The sequence below is a fragment of the Endobacterium cereale genome (assembly GCF_009617585.1).
Taxonomy (GTDB): domain Bacteria; phylum Pseudomonadota; class Alphaproteobacteria; order Rhizobiales; family Rhizobiaceae; genus Neorhizobium; species Neorhizobium cereale.
In genome coordinates this window covers 15,013-33,647 of sequence record NZ_WIXI01000038.1, presented here as the reverse complement: position 1 = coordinate 33,647, position 18,635 = coordinate 15,013, and the positions used below count along the sequence as shown (strand labels likewise).

Sequence of the window (18,635 nt, the reverse complement as noted above, 5' to 3'; positions counted from 1 at the left end):
ATGCCGGAATTGAAGAAGATCGTCGTCATCCTGAAGGGCTATCCGCGCCTTTCGGAAACATTTATCGCGCAGGAACTCTTGGGGCTGGAACGGGCCGGGTTGTCGCTGGAACTGTTTTCCATGCGTCGTCCCACCGACAAGAAACGTCATCCCATCCATGACGAGATCCGTGCACCGGTCAAATACCTGCCGGAATATCTGCACGAGGAACCGCTTCGGGTTCTGTGCTCGCTCGCCAAGGCTGCGCGTAAACCCGGTTTCGGCAAGGCATTGCGCCAGTTCTTCTCAGACCTGTCTCGCGATTTCTCTCGCAACCGTTTTCGCCGGTTCGGTCAGGCTGCCGTGCTGGTGGCCGAGTGGCCGGCGGATGCCGATTGGCTTTATGTGCATTTCATCCACACACCGGCCTCGGTCGGTGCCTATGCGGGCATGATCGCCAATATTCCATGGTCTGTCTCGGCCCATGCCAAGGATATCTGGACCTCTCCCGCCTGGGATCTGCAGGGAAAACTTGAGCAAGCCAACTGGGCCGTCACCTGCACCCGCGCCGGCTTCGATCACCTGACTGAACTGGCCGGCCGCGACGGTATCGTCAACCTCAGCTATCACGGCCTCGATCTCGATCGTTTCCCGGTTTTTGCCGGAAAACAGAATGTCCGGGATGGTTCTTCCGCCGATGATCCGGCCATTATTCTTTCCGTCGGCCGCGCCGTGAAAAAGAAGGGTTACGACACGCTTCTCAACGCTCTGGCGCTTCTGCCGAAAGATCTGCACTGGCGGTTCCGCCATATCGGCGGCGGAGAACAGCTGCTGGCCCTGAAGGCACAGGCGGAAAAGCTTGGCCTGACCGATCGCATCGAATGGTTCGGCGCCATGGCCCAGGTGGAAGTGCTGGAACACGATCGCAATAGCGACGTCTTTGCGCTTGCCTCTCGTATCACCGATGATGGCGATCGTGATGGCCTGCCGAATGTTCTGGTCGAAGCCGCCAGCCAGCGCATGGCCTGCGTGGCCACTGCCCAGGCCGGTATTTCCGAACTGTTTGTCGATGGCGAAAACGGACTGCTCGTGCCGCCGGAAGATGCAGCGGCGCTGGCCGCTGCCCTCGAACGGATGATCCGTGACCCGGCATTGCGCCAGCGTCTGGGCGCTGCCGCCGAACATCGCGTGCGCCACGAATTCGATCACCGCGCCAGCATTCGCCAGCTCGAGACGTTGTTTGCCGCTCATCGCGGAAAGGCCTGATATGACAACCGCTAACCGTCAGCCACGCGTCTTTTTTTATGTCCAGCACCTGCTCGGCATCGGCCATCTCGCTCGCGCCAGCCGCATCGCAAGGGCTCTGGTGGAGGATGGTTTTGCCGTTACGCTGGTGACCGGTGGTCTGCCGGTCAAAGGCTTTCCGGGGCCAGGCATCGATCACATCGAATTGCCGCCAGTCGCAACGGGTGTGGAATTTGCCGGTCTGGCACAGGTGGATGGCACGCCGGTCGACAAGGCTTTTGAAGAAACCCGCACCAAAATGCTGCTCGATGCCTTCCATCGTATCCAGCCGGATGTGGTGATCACCGAAGCCTTTCCGTTCGGTCGCCGTCAGGTTCGATTCGAGCTTCTGCCGCTGCTGGATGCCATAAATGCTGCCAATCCGCGCCCGATCGTCTGCGCCTCGGTGCGCGATATCCTGCAGGAAAACCGCAAACCCGGTCGCGATCGGGAAACTGTCGACCTGGTGCAAAACCATTTCGACCACGTGCTCGTCCACGGTGACCCGACTTTTGCTCGCATAGAGGACACGTTCCCGCTCGCAGATGAGATTGCTGATCGGGTCATCTATACCGGCATGGTCGCGCCGCCGGCGCCCAAGCCGTCTGAGGAACGTTACGATATCGTCGTGTCCGCTGGTGGCGGCGTGGTTGGCGCGGCGCTGATGGAAGCGGCTGTGGCGGCATCTGCCGATTTCGATCCCGAGCTGAAATGGTGCGTTATTACTGGTCCCAACCTGCCGCAGGCGGATTTCGACCGCCTCGCCGGAAACACGGCGGACAATATCGCATTGTTCCGCTTTCGCCCGGATTTTCCGAACCTTCTTGCGGCCGCAACGCTCTCCATCTCGCAGGCTGGCTACAATACGGTGGGCGATCTTCTCCAGACGTCCTGCCGCTTGCTCCTTGTTCCCTTCGCCACCGGTGGCGAAACGGAGCAGACGGAGCGTGCGGAAAAGTTGAAGGCGATGGGCCTGGCGGCCGTGGTGGAAGAAGCGTCGCTATCAAGGGAAAGCATGTCGGCGGCGATTGCCGAAGCTTTGAAGCTGCCGCCACCATCCTCTATCGATATCCGCATGGATGGCGCAAAGGAAACGGCGCGGGTTTTACACGGGCTTCTGGCGGCGCGGCGAAGCTGATTTTTTTCAGCATCTGCTCTTTGGAATGGGGCAGCCATTCTGTAGCCGAGGAACCGTCAAAACGCCTCTCTCGGCTCAAACCTTTCAAACCCTTAACCTTCTCAGCTTGCGCTTTCGCAATTCCGGAACCTCCGCCCCTTCTCGGCGTTGAGCGTGATCGACGCTGGAGGAGGACGCCCGATGACCACACCCGTGACCAAGCCGGATGATTCGGCCGAGCCGAAAACCGAACTCAATCGCATGATCGGCCCCGGCCTGCTGCTGCTTTTCATCGTCGGCGATATTCTCGGCACCGGTATCTATGCGCTCACCGGTCAGGTCGCGGCGGAAGTAGGTGGTGTTGTCTGGCTGCCCTTCCTGATTGCCTTTGCCGTGGCGCTTGTCACAGCCTGCAGCTATCTCGAGCTCGTCACCAAATATCCGCAGGCCGCCGGCGCCGCGCTTTATACGCACAAGGCTTTTGGCGTCCACTTCCTCACCTTCATCGTCGCTTTTGCGGTCATGTCATCGGGCATCACTTCAGCTTCGACTGCATCACGCGCCTTCGCGTCCAATTTCACCGCCGCCACCGGGTTCGATTTCGGTGCATATGGCGTCACCGGCGTGGCGCTCTTCTTCATCGCTGCCGTCGCTCTCATCAATTTCCGCGGTGTTGGTGAAAGCGTGAAGATGAACGTGCTGCTGACGGTGGTCGAACTGACCGGCCTGTTCATCATCATCGGCATCGGTTTCTGGGCAATCGGCAATGGCCAGGGCGATGTTTCGCGTGTCTGGACATTTGAACCTGCCGGTGATCACGGCGTCATCTGGTCGGTGGTGGCCGCCACCACTCTCGCATTTTTCGCCATGGTCGGATTTGAGGATTCGGTCAACATGGCTGAGGAATGTAAACAGCCCAGCCGCATCTTTCCAAAGGTTCTGCTCGGCGGCCTCGTCATCACCGGCGTCATCTATATCCTCGTTGCCATCTCGGCCATCACGCTCGTCTCCGCTGCCGATCTGGGCGAAGGAGAAACGCCGCTCCTAAAGGTCGTTCAGGCCGGTGCGCCGAACTTCCCGATCAGCATTTTTGGCGTCATCACCATGTTCGCCGTCGCCAATTCGGCCTTGATCAACATGATGATGGCCAGCCGCCTGATCTACGGCATGAGCCGCGAAGGCGTCCTGCCGGCGTCGCTCGGAAAAGTCCACAAGGCGCGCCGTACGCCCTATATCGCCATCGGCTTCACCACTCTGCTTGCTGTCGGCCTCATTACGTTTGCCGGTGGCGTAAAGGAGCTTGGCGGCACCACTGCGCTGTTGCTGCTCGGTGTCTTCGCCCTCGTCAATGTCGCGGTTCTGGTGCTGCGCAAGGACAAGGTCGGCCACAAACATTTCCGCACCCCGACGTTCCTGCCAGTTGTCGGCACTGCCAGCTGCCTCTTCCTCGTCGGCCCATGGACCGGCCGCGAGCCGGTCCAATATACGATCGCCGCAATCCTGCTTGCCATTGGTGTGGTGCTGTGGTTCGCGACCGTACGTTTCATGAAGTCACAGGAGCAAACTGCTTGAGGCTCGGCTGCCTGCCATTGTGACATCACGTTTCTCGAAGATGCGCCGGAACAAATTTGCGACGAGAACGTTATGGGCGGCTGTCTATCGTCTAAAAGCGATATCGGCTATGGTGTGAAATGTGCGGTCAATCAGTTTCCATGGGTCCTCAATGGTCAACCTTCGTATCGTCAACACGGATAGGCAGGCCAGCGGCTCGCTGAGCGAGACGTCAGACATCGAATTGCTGCATGCAATCAGTGTCGATCTGATCGGAGAACAGGATCGCCAAGCGCTTTACGGCAAGATTGTCGATGCCGCGATATCGATCACACAATCGCAATTCGGCACCATGCAGCTGTTGCGAAAAACCGAGGATGGCGCGGCAAGTGGTCTTCATTTGCTTGTGTCACGCGGGTTGAGCGCCGAGGATAGGGCGGTCTGGCAGTGGGTGACGCCAAAAGCCTTGAGCAGTTGCACTCAGGCACTGAAATACGGGCAACGTGCCATCATTCCGGATTTCGAGAGCTGGGAGGAAATTGCGGGCACACCCGATTTGGCAGCGTTCCGGAGCGCGGGTATCCGCTCGGCTCAAACCACGCCGCTGCTCGCGCGTGATGGCACTCTTCTTGGTATGATTTCAACACATTGGGACCAGCCGCATCAGCCGTCGGAACGCGACCTCCGCCTGCTGGATATTCTGGCACGGCAGGCGGCCGATCTGCTGGAGCGCACAATTGCCGAAGAGGCTTTGCGGGAGCGCGAAAAGGCACTCGAAGCGAGCGTAGCGACCCTGCGAGAAACGCAGGAGATTCAGCAGCTTCTGACTGCGGAACTCGGTCACCGTGTGAAGAACCTGTTTGCGATGGTCACGGCCATCACCTCGCATACGTTGAAAGGCTCCAACGATCAGGCACGTGGGCAAACCTTGCAGCAGCGGTTGATGGCGCTCAGTTCTGCGCATGATATCCTGCTGCAATCCAGCTGGAAGGCTGCTCTTTTTGGCGATGTCGCGAATGCTGCGGTCAATGGTGCGGGTGTTGGAGGTCGTATCCGACTTGAGGGTCCGGATGTCGAGATCGGCTCGAAAGCCGCGCTGAATGTCGCGCTGCTGCTTCACGAATTGACCACCAATGCCTTGAAACATGGCTCCCTGTCGGTCGGCGGCGGTAGCGTCGATCTCAACTGGCGCATTGAAGGAAGCGGGCTCGGCCAGACGCTACGCATGACCTGGCGGGAAACCAAAGGGCCGGCGGTCGTGCCGCCCGACCGCAAGGGGTTTGGCTCGAAATTGATCAGTGCCGGCCTGGGTGGCTCAGGCGGCGTGGTGCTTGCCTATAACAGTACCGGTTTAATGTGCGAAATCAGTGCCCTGCTCGAAGAGTTGCAAGGGGCTGAATAAGCCAGGGCCGAGGCTCCAGAACGCTCTGCCTTTTCTGCCGTTGGCGTGAAACGCTTGAGCAGTTAAACCAAGATAATTCAGCGCGGTTGCATCGTTCGTTTCCACGGGAAACAATCAGTCCTTCCCGAATCGATCCTGCCACGCCGCCTGCGCACTTTTCACGGGCAGCGCAGTCGCCTCGTATACGCCGCGCGCAATTGCCCGTGCCGTCACCAGCGTAGCAAGATGAAAAATCTCCATCAGTTCCGCCACATCCGTCACCGGCTTCTTAGCCGTGGCAGCAGCAAACATCGTATCGCCGTCAAAGGGCAGGTGGGCGGGCAGCACAGCGCGGGCCAGTCCGTCATGGGCCAGAATGGACAGTCGGTGCGCCTGAGCCTTGGTCAGCACCGCGTCTGTCAGCACGACACCGACCGTCGTCGCCGTCACGTTGATACCCTTCAGGCGCATGTCCGTATCGAATGTGGCGGGCATTCCCAGTCCGCCGAATTCTTTTTCCCGCTCGAATGGCGCCGCCCAGAAATGCGGGCTGTCGCCGATCGTGACGGATCCCAGTGCATTGGCTGCCACCAAAGCCGCCACCGTGTGTCCGGCTTTCGTTCTGGCGCTTGCTGAACCGATGCCACCCTTGAATGTGGCGGTGGTCGCGCCCGTTCCGGCACCGACCGTGCCGAGCGCAAAGTCACCTGACTTGGCGGCTTCGAAAGCCTGAAAACCCATATCGCGATAGGGAGAATGCCGACCCCAGTCTTTGTTTCCGCCATTGAGCAGATCCATCAGGATCGCCTGCGGCACGATTGGCACTTTTGTGGTGCCGACCGTCAGACCTCGTCCGATTTGGCGAAGACCCGCCTGGACGCCGCCAGCGGCATCCAGGCCAAAGGCTGAGCCGCCGGAGAGCACGAAGGCATCCACCGTCTCGACGGTCATGGACGGGTCGAGAAGTGCGGTGTCTCGCCCGCCCGGCGCACCGCCCAGAACGCTGCCGGATGCGATCACCGGCTTGTCGAAAACGATGGCCGTCACGCCTGAGCCGAGCACAAGGTCAGTAGCATGGCCAACGGCCACGCCCTCGATATCGGTCAGCAGATTGCGCAGACTTGCGGTCATCCGGGCGATCAGTCGATGTCGAACTTGACGCCCTGCGCCAGCGGCAAGGTACGGCCGTAGTTCAGCGTGTTGGTGGCGCGGCGCATATAGGCGCGCCAGGCGTCGGAACCCGATTCGCGGCCGCCGCCGGTTTCCTTTTCACCACCGAATGCACCGCCGATTTCAGCACCGGACGGGCCGATATTGACATTGGCGATGCCGCAATCCGAGCCTTGCGACGACACAAAACTTTCTGCCTCGCGCATGTCGTTGGTGAAGATCGAGGACGAAAGGCCTTGCGGCACGTCATTGTGCAGGTCGATCGCGTCGTTGAAATCGGAATATCTGATCACGTAGAGGATCGGCGCAAAGGTTTCGTCCTTAACCGGTCCCGTCTGGCCCGGCATTTCCACGATGGCCGGGCGCACGTAATAAGCGTCGGCGGCATCGTCGGAGAGAACCCGCTCGCCACCCGAAACATTGCCGCCGGCAGTACGTGCGGCATCCAAAGCGCTTTGCATCTTGTCGAATGCCGCCTTGTCGATCAGTGGGCCGACGAGATTGCCTGCCGTCAGCGGACTGCCGATGGTGACAGACTGGTAAGCCTTGATCAGGCGGGGCACCAGCTGGTCGTAAACGCTGTCATGCACGAATAGCCGACGCAGCGTCGTGCAACGCTGGCCGGCCGTGCCCATGGCGGAAAAGGCGACGCCACGCAGCGTCAGGTCCAGATCGGCAGTTGGGGTGACGATCGCGGCATTGTTGCCGCCGAGTTCAAGGATCGAGCGGCCAAAACGCTGCGCGACGCGCGGCCCGACGATCCGGCCCATGGCGGTGGAACCGGTGGCGGAAATCAGCGGCACTTGTTCATGATCGACCAGCACTTCACCGATCTCACGGCCACCGATCAAAAGCGTCGAAAGGTTTTCGGGCGCGTCGTAACCGGCGTCGCGATAGCGTTTCACGGCCTTTTCAAAGATTGCCTGTGTGGCAAGCGCCGTCAGCGGTGTCTTTTCAGAAGGTTTCCAGACGGTGGAATTGCCGCAGACCAGCGCCAGGGCCGAATTCCATGACCAGACGGCGACTGGAAAGTTGAAGGCGGAAATGATGCCGACGACACCGAGCGGATGCCAGGTTTCCATCATCCGGTGGTCGGCGCGTTCGGTGGCTATGGTCAGGCCATAAAGCTGGCGCGACAGGCCGACGGCGAAATCGCAGATGTCGATCATCTCCTGCACTTCGCCGAGACCTTCCGACGTGACCTTGCCGACTTCGATCGAAACGAGTTCACCAAGCGCATTCTTGGCCGAACGTAGTTCCTCGCCGAGAAGACGGATCAGTTCACCGCGCTTGGGGCCGGGCACCTTGCGCCATGCCAGAAACGCCGTTTGGGCTTTTTCGATTGCGGCCTTGGCATCCATGGCCGAATGCTCCGGCAGCGTACCGATTTCCTTGCCGGTGACGGGAGAGCGAACGGCCAGAGTGCCGCCCTTGTAGCGGGAGGTTGCCACGCCGAGATCGGCCAGAATGCGGTCCACGTCGGCGGCGAGGTCGAGTGTGGCAAGGGTCATGTCGGTCTCCAGTTTTTTGAGTGCGCTCTCTTTTCGAGAACGTCGTGATTGCGAGCAATGTACAAGTGGCGACGGCTGAGGCAATCGCGGTGAAGGATATTTGTTGTCGCGGTCAGAAGCGTTCGCCGGCGAAATGGGCGATCTGGGCACCCGCTTCGTAATAGGCTTCCTTCAGCGGTCTGAGCGATGGCAGTTTCGGATCGCTTATCGGCAGCGGCATGTCCGCTTCACTGATGCGCCCCAGAACATGCTCGGCCAGAACCTTGCCAAAAGTCGTTCCCGGCGCAATGCCGCGGCCGTTGTAGCCGCAGAAGCCGATGACATTGCGGTCGAATTTATGCAGGCGTGGCAGGGCATTGTCGGTCATGCCGATCTGTCCGTACCATTCGGCTTCGAATTCAATATCTCCAAGTTGCGGAAACAGCCGTGCCAGCGAACGTTTCGCCCAGCTTTTGTGGACAGCCGTCCCCGGGCCGCGCAGTGCGCCGACACTGCCGAAAACCAGACGTCCGCCGCGATCCATGCGGAAGGAGGAGAGCACTTCCTTCGTGTCCCAGCAGCCTTCACGGCCAGGCAGGATGGAGCGCAGAATATTATCGGAGAGCGGTCTGGTTGCGAGGTTGAAATAGGGCAAGTGCACCTGTTCGTTGCGGATCACGCTCCATGGTCCGGTGCTGTAGGCGTCGGTGGCGACGATTACCCAATCGGCTGAAACCGCGCCCTGCGCGGTGCGCACCACATGTTTCTCGCCGTTTATATCCGCTGATGTGACGGCGCTGCCAGTGAACAGTTTTGCGCCTGCCTTCACCGCCGCATGCGCCAGACCGCGCGCATAGGCCAGCGGCTGCAGTGTGCCGGCTCGCATGTCCAGAAGGGCGCCGGCATAGGCACTGCTGCCAACACGACGTTCAGTTTCGGCGGCACCGAGAATGGAGACGGGCGCGCCACGGCTCTGCCACTGGCGGGCACGTTCCTCCAGTTCCTTCAATCCTTCAGGCCCCACCGCCATATGCAGCGTGCCGTTTTCGACAAGCTCACACTCGATCTGGTGCTTGCTGATCATTTCGCGCACCAGCCTCGGCCCGTTGCCCAGCAGCGTCAGGGCACGTTCGCCGTAAACCGGGCCGAGCTCTTTAGGAAAATCGTCAGGCATCACCCACATGCCGGCATTGATCAGCCCGACATTACGGCCCGCCCCGCCAAAACCGATCTCGGTTGCCTCAAGGAGCACAACACCTGCACCTGCCTCGGCCAGATGCAACGCTGCCGAAAGACCTGTGTAACCGCCCCCCACGATCACCGCATCCGCCGTCTCTAATCCTTCAAGGCGGGTCGTCACCGGTGCTGCAGGAGCCGTCTTTTCCCAAAGGCCGTGCGAACGTGGATTGTCGAGCATGATGCGATATCCGATTGACGCGATGCCACCATCTTTACAGCCGCAGTTTAACCGTGAATATCGACATGTTTTCAACACGTCATTCGCTGGAGGAATGACATGCTGCCGCCAAGGCGCTTCTTTCCGTCATTCTCGCTGCTGATCGCATTCGAAGCTGCGTCCCGCACCGGCAGCGTCACGGCCGCCGCGAAGGAACTCGGCCTGACGCAAAGCGCCGTCAGCCGCCAGATTTCGGCGCTCGAAAGCCAGCTCGGCGCAGCACTTTTCCTGCGCGAGCGCCAGACGATCCGTTTGACGCTTGCCGGCGATACTTATGCGCGGGAAGTGCGTGAGGCATTGCGGCGCATATCCAGTGCCTCGCTCAATTTGCGCGCCAATCCCTCCGGTGGCACGCTCAATCTTGCCGTCCTGCCGTTTTTCGGAGCGCGCTGGCTGACGCCGCGCATCGGCCGTTTTTCGAAAAAACATCCGGGCATGATGGTCAACCTGATAACCCGGCTGGAACCGTTCGATTTCCGCTTCGATACGCTCGATGCCGCCATCCATTTCGGGACTGCTCACTGGCCGGGCGCCGAACTGACCTTCCTTTTGCAGGAGGATGTGGTTCCTGTCTGCAGCCCGGATTTTAAGACGCGGCACGGACTTTCCGGCCCGACCGATGTTTTGCGCGCACCGATCCTGCATCTCAATACGCGGCCTGACGCGTGGGAAACGTGGTTCACCAGCCACGCCACGCCGTTCGAAAGCCTGCATGGCATGTTGTTCGACCAGTTCGCCCCGATGGTCGAGGCAGTGGTTGCCGGGCTGGGGGTGGCGCTTCTGCCGCGTTTCCTGATCGCGCGCGAACTCGAACAGGCTCTGCTGGTGTCGGCCATCGAAAATGGCGGCATGCAGACGAGCGGTTATCATCTCGCCTGTCCGCCGGATCGTGTCTCCTATCCGCCGCTCACGGCTTTTCGCACATGGCTGCTAGAGGAGATTGCCGCTGATACAAAGATACGGGATCGCTTGCGAACGGAGGCATGATCGGCCAATAGTCGGACATCCAATCCTTGGCTGCTTAAGTGCGGCCTGACCTATGGGACGTTTTTGATGAAACCGATTTTCGTGCAACTGCGCTGCACTCCCGGCAAGACCTACGAGGTGGCCGACGCCATCTACAAGACCGAACTGGTGTCGGAACTCTACTCCACCAGCGGTGATTGGGATCTTCTGGCCAAGGTCTACCTGCCGGAAGGCGAAGAGATCGGCCGTTTCGTCAACGAGAAGATTGCCTGCATTCCAGGGATCGAGCGTTCGCTGACAACCATGACGTTTACGGCGTTCTGATTCGGCCGAACCGAATTGCGCCAAACAAAAAAGCCGCCCAACATGGAGCGGCTTTTATGATTTTGGGCCGGATTTCCGGCGTTTTCGACAACACGGCTGCATCATGCCTGGCACGATCATGCATGCGCCGGGTTTGCGGCGCGCGAACGAGCCAGGTGGTCGTGAATGGCGACTTTCACTTCATCGGCCGAACCAAAACGCTGCTCGTCCAGATCAATAACGTGAAATTTCACAGCGATGAACTTCAACCGGTTTTCATCCGGCACGACAATCCCGACGGGTTCGCCGCCGTATTCAATAACTTGCTTTCGCATTAGGCAGACTCCAGCAGATACCGCGCTACACAGCAGCACTGCGAAATGACTTGATTTCAGAAAACCGAGGACTTCTTAAAGACCGTGAACGGTGATCGTCACATTCGACAGCGTGGAGAGGAGACGCATTCCACGCGTTTAAGTCGACGCACGCCGGGTTTAAGAGTGGCGATTGTGCCGGTAGTCATAAGCATGTCACTCTCCCTTTCTGGCGTTGCGTTAGGATCAAACTGGAATCAAAAATTCCAGTATTGAATCTTCTCTACGACGAAACCCATTTTCGATCAACGAAAATCAATTTATCTAGAATATTTTTCTTTATGATGACAGGATCACGGCAAGTTTGTGAAATCTCATTCGCAAAATTGCCGTTCTGACAGCTGGATCTAGATAGTGACGGTCATCTCGGCGGACAAGGGACTGTCCTTATCATTCTCTTCACCAACATCCGCCGCACTGTTTTCATTGTCTTTTCCGCCTGCTTTTTCCCGCTCGGAAAGAAGAATGGACAGCATTTCCGCAAATTTTTCCGCGGAAGAACGATCCAGGCAAAGCGGCGGACGTAAAGAAAGGAGTTGCGGATCGTCAGTCTGGGGCATCGCAAAACCATGCTTGCCCAGAGCTCGGGCCAGGATTCCTGCATCCGAATCGGGGAAGGCCATCGCGATCGCCAAGCCCTCGCCGCGAAGTTCAACGCCATACCGGCCGGTCAGTGGTTCCAGTGCCGAACGCAGATAGTTGCCGACCAGTCTGGCATTCTCCTGAAGCCCTTCATCGCGCAATGCGGCAAGAGCCGCTGTCGCCACCGCATAATCCACTGCATCGATCAGATCAGTCCTGCATTCGTCCTCGGTGCCCATGTCGCCCCTGGTCACCAGGGCCGCCAGCGATTTTCCGGGCAAGATGCTACCCGTTACCACTATATCGGGCAAAACCTCGTCCTGCTCGAATTGCCAGAAATGCCGGCCGGTACGGCCAAAACCCGTCAGCCTTTCGTCGGCAATGCGTAAAGCCGGTGTGGAATTTTCAGCAATTCCATCTTCCAAGTCAAAAAAGCCCGGCTGGCGGTCGTCACTTCGCAAAAGGGTATGCGCCAATTCCATCATTTCGCGTTCACTGCCAATGGCGGCGATCACATCCAGTCCTTGCGGCAAGGTTTTCAGCAACTGCTCGCGAAACCGCTGTTCGGCGGAGGAAACGATCTGGCCTGACAACAACGACCATTGGCGATAAGCGGCGCTGGCCAGCGCCGGATGACCGTGGCCGACAATTCCGGCTGCGCCGGAAAGATCGACAGAGGCTTTGCCGGTCCCATCATAAACATTGTCCCGCCAGCCCCGCACCGGTTCGCCGCGTTTCGCAGGCGGCGCATCGATATCGATACCCAGAAGTTGTGACGGCGAGGGGCATAACCTGCGCCACGCGGCGGCGCGCGCAGGGGTGCTGAACAGCGGCGGCACGATTTCCGGATTGCGGCAGAGCCGGATACGCAACCCGCCCACGGATCCTTCGGCGCCGGCGACTGAGCCTATCGCATCCTCTGCAAAAAGCGCCATGCCCTCAGTCAGCGGGCAGACAAGACCTTCGAGATAAAGCGTGGCTTCGCGACCGACAAGAACCAGCTGCTGGCCAACCTCCTTGAGCATGCCGCCAAACGGCGCCACCACCACACTGCCGGCCGGTACACAGATGTCCACATGGAGGGCGAAATTATCAATGTCGCCGCCCTGGCCGTCGATGCTGCGGGAGAACCGGTATTCGCCATAGCGGGTGGCGCCCATGTGGGTTTCCCACGAAATCCGGGCCAGCAGCCGCCAGTCGATTTCCGGGTCGGTCCAATTCCCATCAATCAGAAGCGGACTGTCGATGCCCAGATCGACAAGACGGATTTGTTCGACATCGATTTCCGGTAGCAGTCGGCATATGTCCTCAGACAGAATCGCCAGATTGCCCGTGTCGAACTCGATCACATCCAGAATGGCTGCTTCCATCAGTGCCGGATGAACGCCCGTCGCCAGTGCAAATACCTTTTTGCCAATGTGACCATCTGAGATGTGGATTTCACCATTGTCGCCGTCAGTTGCTGCAGCGGCAATCGCATCATGTTCTGCCTGGGCGGCAAGCACGCAGGCACGCGCGATGATCAGCGGCCACAGGGCCTGCAATTCGGGTTCCGTCAACGCATGAATGTCGTGGAAGGCACGCACGGCCGGCAAAATGTCGAAAGGGTCATCGCCGCCGCGAGCAATAAGGTCGGCACAGGTCACCGCAAGGCTTGCAACCAGCCAGCCGCTGACCACACCGCCAACATCCGTAATGCCCTCGGCGCGCCAGTTGCCGTCTTCCGTCATTCGGCCTCGCATTCGCGAGAGTGTCAGGTCGTGGTGCACCGGTTGAATGCGCAGCATGGGGCCAAGCGGCTGGACCTGCCGCAATGCCGTGACCAGAACCTTGGCAATCGGATCACGTATTGCGTGGTCATCGACACCGCTCAAAAGCCGCAACACAACCGGTCCGGCGTGCCTCAGATCCGCATCGACGGAACGTTCAAGTCCCGGCTCTTCGAAATCGGACAGGCTCTTTGCTGTTGCGCCGGCCAGTCGGCCGATCCCGGCTATATCTTCGGCATCCAGTCTGTGTGCTTCTGACAGTTCGGTCCCGTCTTGAATGGTGGTCAGACGAATGGCCTTGCCGCTCCCGTCTAAAGCCACGACATCCTGGCCGTTCTGCGCGGCGACCGGTTCGGGTGCATCGGGCGCATCAGCCTTTCGGGCGAGATGCCGCAAGACCTTTGCCTCGAGCGACAGGTCCGCTTCGCTCTCTGCTGCGCTGACATCCAGTCGGTAGCGCATATGACCGTTGTCGATCACGTAAGCATGTGGTTCGTTTGCAATCGGCTCGGCGTTGCCGGATAGGCCGAAATGCTCACGAAGAATCTGTTCGATCGTCGTTAAAGGCGTGCTTTCGTCCTTGTGCTGAGCTGGGGGGATCGTCTCGGCAGGAAGGTCGGACATTCAACTCTCCGAAAGGTACTCTATGACAAGATTAGGGCACTCGGGCCGTACGTCCATAGGCTGCACTTCATCCTTGTTGTTGCAGCGCTTTTACACGTGCAATAGCCACGGGATTTTGCAAATCGCAAAACCTAAAGCTGTCGCGTAAAGTTTAAGCATTTATGCATGTAAGGATGCTAGGATTTTCTGATCATGCGGACTTGATCTGACTGTTTTCTGGATGGTTTTATAAGGTCCGCTATCGCGAAATGGTTCCAGAGCCTGTCCGGCTGACGGATTACTTGAAATGACCCTACCTCTGGTTCTGCCGCGCTCTGCTGCCATGCCTGTCACGTTTGCCGGCACGGTTGGTCTTTATTCGCCCCCTGCTGAACACGCCAAGCCAGTTGATCTCGCTGTTTTGTTTGCCAGCCCTTGGGGGCTGGAAGAAATGTGCACGCGAAAATTCTGGCGAATCATGTCGGAAAAACTGTCCGACCGCGGAATTGCCAGTCTGCGTTTCGATTATCCCGATACGGGTGACGCGCTGGACGGCACTTGCGATCTGCAGGGTCTGACAGCATGGACGCAAAGCCTCGTGCAGGCGGCAGGCGAACTGCGCCGCCTTTCCGGTTGCCAGAGGATCGCCGTCATCACGCAAGGGCTCGGCGCTATCGTGGCGGTGGAAGCCGCGCCGCTTCTGGATGATATCGAGGCGATGGTCTTTCTGGCACCGGTCACGTCCGGCCGAATGCATCTGCGTGAATTGGCGTTGTGGTCAACGGTGGTCGATGAAAACCTTGGCCTTGCCGACGAGCAGCGAAACAGACAGGGAGTATCAATTGCCTCCCTTACGATGCCGTCTTCCATTGCAGACGAAATCCGCAAGGTCGATCTGCTTGGCCTCAAGGCCGTACCGGCCTCTCATTGCCTTGTTGTCGAGCGGTCGGATCGTCCGGCGGACGCGGCGTTTGCCGCACATCTGAAAATATTGGGTGCGGATGTCACACGCCAGAATTTCGAAGGTTATGACCGATTGGTTTCCAATCCTCTGGCAGCAAAACCGGCTCAATCCCTCGTCGAGAACCTCGTTTCCTGGATAACATCTCTCCCTTCCACAAAGAATTTGCTGTCCGGCACGGCCGCTCGGCCATTGCCCGCTTTGGCACTTGTTGGCGAAGGCTTTTGTGAAACGCCGGTGCGCTTCGGTCAGTATCAGCGGCTTTCCGGTGTCTTGTGCGAACCGAAGGGCGAACGGCAGGGCGCAGCGGTCGTCTTCATCACCTCTGCCTACGATCGCCATTGTGGCTGGGGCCGCAGCACACTTCTTGTCGCGCGCGAACTGGCGCGTTCCGGCATCGCCTCCTTGCGTTTCGACACCGCCAACGCCGGTGATAGCCCGCCGCGTCCGGGTGAACCGGAACAGGTGCTTTACGGTTCCGGCCAAAATCTCGACCTGCAGGAAGCGGTAACCTTCCTTCTGTCCCGCCAAATGCAGCCGGTTATCGCTGCCGGTCGTTGCAGTGGTGCCTATATCGCCATGCAATGTGCCGAATCCGATGACAGGATTTCCGGCGTCGTGGCCGTCAATATCGCCACGTTCCGCTGGAAAGCTGGTCGTTCGGTAGAGGAGGCCGTCAATAATGCCGGCCGTAGCCTCGGTGAATACGGTGCGCGCGCCTTGCGTCTGGAAACGGTGAAACGGCTACTCCGGGGCGAGGTCAATTTTGGCAGTGCGCTTTCCCATATCGGAAGGGCGCTTTGGGCGCGCATCTGCAACCGCGCGGCAGGAAGTGTGCGCTTTCTGCTGCCGCATGGCCGCTCCGTGCAGGCACTGTTCTGCCGATTGCAGCGGGAAAACAAGCCTGTGGCGTTGCTCTACAGCGAAAACGACTACGGGCTTGAAGAGTTCGATTATTATTTCGGTCAGGGCGGTGGTCGGCTTGCCGATTTTCCCAATGTTTCCGTGACGATGATCCCTGCTGCCGATCACAATCTCACGCCCGCCTATGCGCGAGAGACCTATCTGTCGGCCATCCGCCACATGGCATTGTCGGTCACTGCCGTTTCTCCGCCTGGCATGTGTACGCAGCCTGTCGCTGCTTCCGAGATCGCTGAGAACTCCTGACGCAGCCTGTCGCTGTCGACAATGGTCTTAAAAACGAGTGACATGGTCGGTGCCGAGAAAGGTGACCGAGCCGCTCGGGACACTTTCCGGATCCATGCGTGCCACAGGCAACAGGGCCACCTGTTTCATGAAAGCCGGGGCCAGATGAAAACCGTTTTCTGCGACCCTAAAACCCTTGACACTGATCGAAATCGACTGCGCCAGCCGATCGCTGGAAAGCTGCAGGATCCAGGCGCCATCCCTGTCTTTGGAAAGCTTTGCCTCGATCGTCGCCTCATGCAGCGCGGGCATGTGCCCCAACGGAAAATGAAAGGCCTCGGCGACAACGTCGCCGCCTTCGGCATCCTTCAACCGGGCCACTGTCACGTCATGCGAAGGTGGTCCGAAACGATAGGCATAGGTGGTGTCGAAAAACGCGCCCAATAGATCGGTGGCAGCCAGCGTTATGCTGCGCCTCGCATCGAGTACCACTGCCCTTTTTCCACTCACCACGACCTGCCGCCCGTCGCGCAGGCAGGTGACTTCCAGATGCAGGCTCCTGGACACTGGGCTGTCGTTAATGACATGCACGTCCAGCCCATTGGTACCCTCGTCGGACAGCACGACCTGTATCGGCCGAAATGCCCGTTTCAGGGCATGCCAGGCGGATTTAGGCTGTCCCGTCGCATCGATCACGCCCCAGCCCGCGCCCGGAAGCAGGTCCTGTAATGTCCAGACCAGCGCGCCGTTACAACTCGATCCCGGTCGCCGCCATTCGGCAAAAGTCGCCTCCATCACTTCGGCTGTCGCTGCGCGAGCGAAGGCGAGATAACGTTCAGGGTTCTGATACCTCAGCTTAGCCGGTTCTAAACCGTAGAGTTCCTGGAGATAATGATCACGAACATCCTCGAAATCCCAGGATGCGCCGGCATCGCGCGGAACGCGCGCCTTCCAGCGCGGATCATGCGAGGGAGCCACGGGAAGATGTTTCTCAAGCGTTCCTGTGTCGGGCACGTTGGAAAAGGCAAGGCATTCGGCGGCAAAGCGCACATTCGCTCGCCGCGCATCGCTCAGCGGGCGACAATATGCGCCAACACCATAATAATGTGCCACCCCGGCATTGGGGAAAAATGGCAGTGCGCCACCGCTTGGCGAATTGTCCACGTAAGGCACGTCCGGCCGTCCACCCTTGCACAGCTCAGCCAGAACATCTGTTGCCAGCGAGCCTTTCCAGACGCGTTCCGGCAATCCCATCATCGCACCCTGCTGGAACATCTCGCTGCCGCCGCACAGGATCGCCAGTGACGGCGAGGCTGAGTTTGCTGTGAGAAATTGCTCGACTTCCGTTTTCACGTGAACCCACAGGGATTCATCGTTAGCCGGGTAATCGAAATTGGCGAACATCAGGTCCTGCCAGACCATGATGCCCAGTTCGTCGCACAGTTTGAAGAATTCGTTGGTCTCGTAAGCCGCCACGCCCGGAATGCGGATCATGTTCATACCGGCATCCGCCGCCAGTCTCAGCCATGGCTCGTATTCCGTGCGTTCTCCAGCTAGCGAAACGATATCGGCATTGGTCCAGATGGCGCCACGGCAGAAAACCTTCTCGCCGTTTATCCTGATGGCAAAATCGTTGCCGTCGTGTCCGCGATCCACCGTAATGGAGCGAAAACCGGTGCGGCCAATCACCCGTTCATTCTGTTCATCCCTCAGGATGATGTCGTGCAATGCCGGTTCGCCATGCGTGTGCGGCCACCATGGCATAATATCCGGCAAAACCAGTTCCGCATGCAGCCGCCCATCCGCAAAAGACAATCCGACCTCACGTCCGCTACAGACGAGCCGCAGATTGTCCGGAGGCGTTCTGGCCGCAAATGATACCCGCAAAATCCCGACACCATCGTCGCCCAGCGTGGCGCTGATGGCAAAATTCGAAGGCGTTTCATCTGCGCGAACAATCGAAACCGGCCGCCACGGCCCGACAGCCACCACATCCGGGCACCAGCCGGGCATGAAACCCAATGCCGTGGTGCGCAGCAGCCGTAGGCCTTGCGACCGCATCATGCGGGGCCGCCAGCGGGCGCGCGGGCCGGTTTTATTGATATGGGGGCCGATGGCGCGGAAACAGATCGCCAACCGGTCCGTGCCGGTCAGCATTGCCGGCACGTCATGCGCCTCGAACATGCTGGTGGAGGCAAGGATCAGATTGTCGTTCAGATAAACTTCCGCAATGGTAGCAAGCCCGGCAAAGTGCAGCACGGCCTTTCCGGCTTCCTCTGTCAGATCGCAGAGATACCACGCATCGACATTTTCCAGTGAGGTTGGATTGCCGGCATCAAATTGTCCCGCATCCCGCAAGGCAGAAGCCACCGTTCCCGGCACGGGTGCGGCAATTCCCTCGGCATCGTCCCGGATGTCGGCAGGCGCCGCATAGGCGCCGGCATCGCTTAAGATCAGCGTCCAGCCGTCACCAGGAACCCGTTTGCCGCTCATTTGCCAATCC

General features: G+C 59.2%; 13 protein-coding genes. 7 read left to right on the top strand and 6 right to left on the bottom strand.

Translation table 11 applies throughout. From position 1 onward, the window contains the following. From GAO09_RS07520 to GAO09_RS07505, 4 genes are all read left to right on the top strand, one after another. A complete protein-coding gene (locus tag GAO09_RS07520; protein WP_153353419.1) occupies positions 1 to 1,245 on the top strand; it encodes a glycosyltransferase in 1,245 nt (414 codons plus the stop codon). Position 1,246: 1 nt separating this feature from the next. After that, positions 1,247 to 2,401, top strand: a complete 1,155-nt coding sequence (locus tag GAO09_RS07515; RefSeq protein ID WP_153353418.1) for a glycosyltransferase family protein — start codon at positions 1,247 to 1,249, stop codon at positions 2,399 to 2,401. Between the two features lie 180 nt (positions 2,402 to 2,581). After that, positions 2,582 to 3,952: an APC family permease gene (locus GAO09_RS07510; protein ID WP_153353417.1), complete on the top strand. Its 1,371-nt coding sequence runs from the start codon at positions 2,582 to 2,584 to the stop codon at positions 3,950 to 3,952. Between the two features lie 151 nt (positions 3,953 to 4,103). Further along, positions 4,104 to 5,333, top strand: a complete 1,230-nt coding sequence (locus GAO09_RS07505) for a sensor histidine kinase (RefSeq protein ID WP_153353416.1) — start codon at positions 4,104 to 4,106, stop codon at positions 5,331 to 5,333. A gap of 114 nt (positions 5,334 to 5,447) precedes the next feature. Here GAO09_RS07505 and GAO09_RS07500 read toward each other — a convergent pair whose 3' ends face one another. The 3 genes from GAO09_RS07500 to GAO09_RS07490 all read right to left on the bottom strand — a co-directional run bounded on the left by GAO09_RS07500 (position 5,448) and on the right by GAO09_RS07490 (position 9,389). Continuing rightward, positions 5,448 to 6,443, bottom strand: a complete 996-nt coding sequence (locus tag GAO09_RS07500; RefSeq protein WP_153353415.1) for a P1 family peptidase — start codon at positions 6,441 to 6,443, stop codon at positions 5,448 to 5,450. An 8-nt stretch (positions 6,444 to 6,451) separates the two neighbouring features. Beyond that, positions 6,452 to 7,993, bottom strand: a complete 1,542-nt coding sequence (gene amaB, locus GAO09_RS07495) for an L-piperidine-6-carboxylate dehydrogenase (RefSeq protein WP_153353414.1) — start codon at positions 7,991 to 7,993, stop codon at positions 6,452 to 6,454. A 112-nt stretch (positions 7,994 to 8,105) separates the two neighbouring features. Next, positions 8,106 to 9,389: an NAD(P)/FAD-dependent oxidoreductase gene (locus GAO09_RS07490; RefSeq protein ID WP_153353413.1), complete on the bottom strand. Its 1,284-nt coding sequence runs from the start codon at positions 9,387 to 9,389 to the stop codon at positions 8,106 to 8,108. Positions 9,390 to 9,488: 99 nt separating this feature from the next. Between GAO09_RS07490 and GAO09_RS07485 the strand changes: the two genes are divergently transcribed. Beyond that, complete coding sequence (locus tag GAO09_RS07485) at positions 9,489 to 10,415, top strand: LysR family transcriptional regulator (RefSeq protein ID WP_153353412.1); 927 nt, start codon at positions 9,489 to 9,491, stop codon at positions 10,413 to 10,415. A gap of 66 nt (positions 10,416 to 10,481) precedes the next feature. Then, positions 10,482 to 10,718, top strand: coding sequence for an Lrp/AsnC ligand binding domain-containing protein (locus GAO09_RS07480; protein WP_153353411.1), 237 nt, complete (start codon positions 10,482 to 10,484; stop codon positions 10,716 to 10,718). Positions 10,719 to 10,834: 116 nt separating this feature from the next. Here GAO09_RS07480 and GAO09_RS07475 read toward each other — a convergent pair whose 3' ends face one another. Together GAO09_RS07475 and GAO09_RS07470 are read right to left on the bottom strand one after the other, a co-directional pair. Further along, entirely contained in the window at positions 10,835 to 11,032 is a 198-nt protein-coding gene (locus tag GAO09_RS07475) for a hypothetical protein (RefSeq protein WP_153353410.1), read from the bottom strand. A gap of 386 nt (positions 11,033 to 11,418) precedes the next feature. Beyond that, positions 11,419 to 14,046: an aminotransferase class III-fold pyridoxal phosphate-dependent enzyme gene (locus GAO09_RS07470; RefSeq protein ID WP_153353409.1), complete on the bottom strand. Its 2,628-nt coding sequence runs from the start codon at positions 14,044 to 14,046 to the stop codon at positions 11,419 to 11,421. A 286-nt stretch (positions 14,047 to 14,332) separates the two neighbouring features. On the opposite strand from GAO09_RS07470, the gene GAO09_RS07465 reads away from it, so the two are divergent. Beyond that, complete coding sequence (locus GAO09_RS07465; RefSeq protein WP_209018639.1) at positions 14,333 to 16,153, top strand: alpha/beta fold hydrolase; 1,821 nt, start codon at positions 14,333 to 14,335, stop codon at positions 16,151 to 16,153. Between the two features lie 27 nt (positions 16,154 to 16,180). On the opposite strand, the gene GAO09_RS07460 is transcribed toward GAO09_RS07465, so the two are convergent. Beyond that, positions 16,181 to 18,625 carry a glycosyl hydrolase 2 galactose-binding domain-containing protein gene (locus GAO09_RS07460; protein ID WP_153353408.1) on the bottom strand — a complete coding sequence of 815 codons (2,445 nt, stop codon included), beginning with the start codon at positions 18,623 to 18,625 and terminating at the stop codon, positions 16,181 to 16,183. Between the last annotated feature and the right edge of the window lie 10 nt (positions 18,626 to 18,635).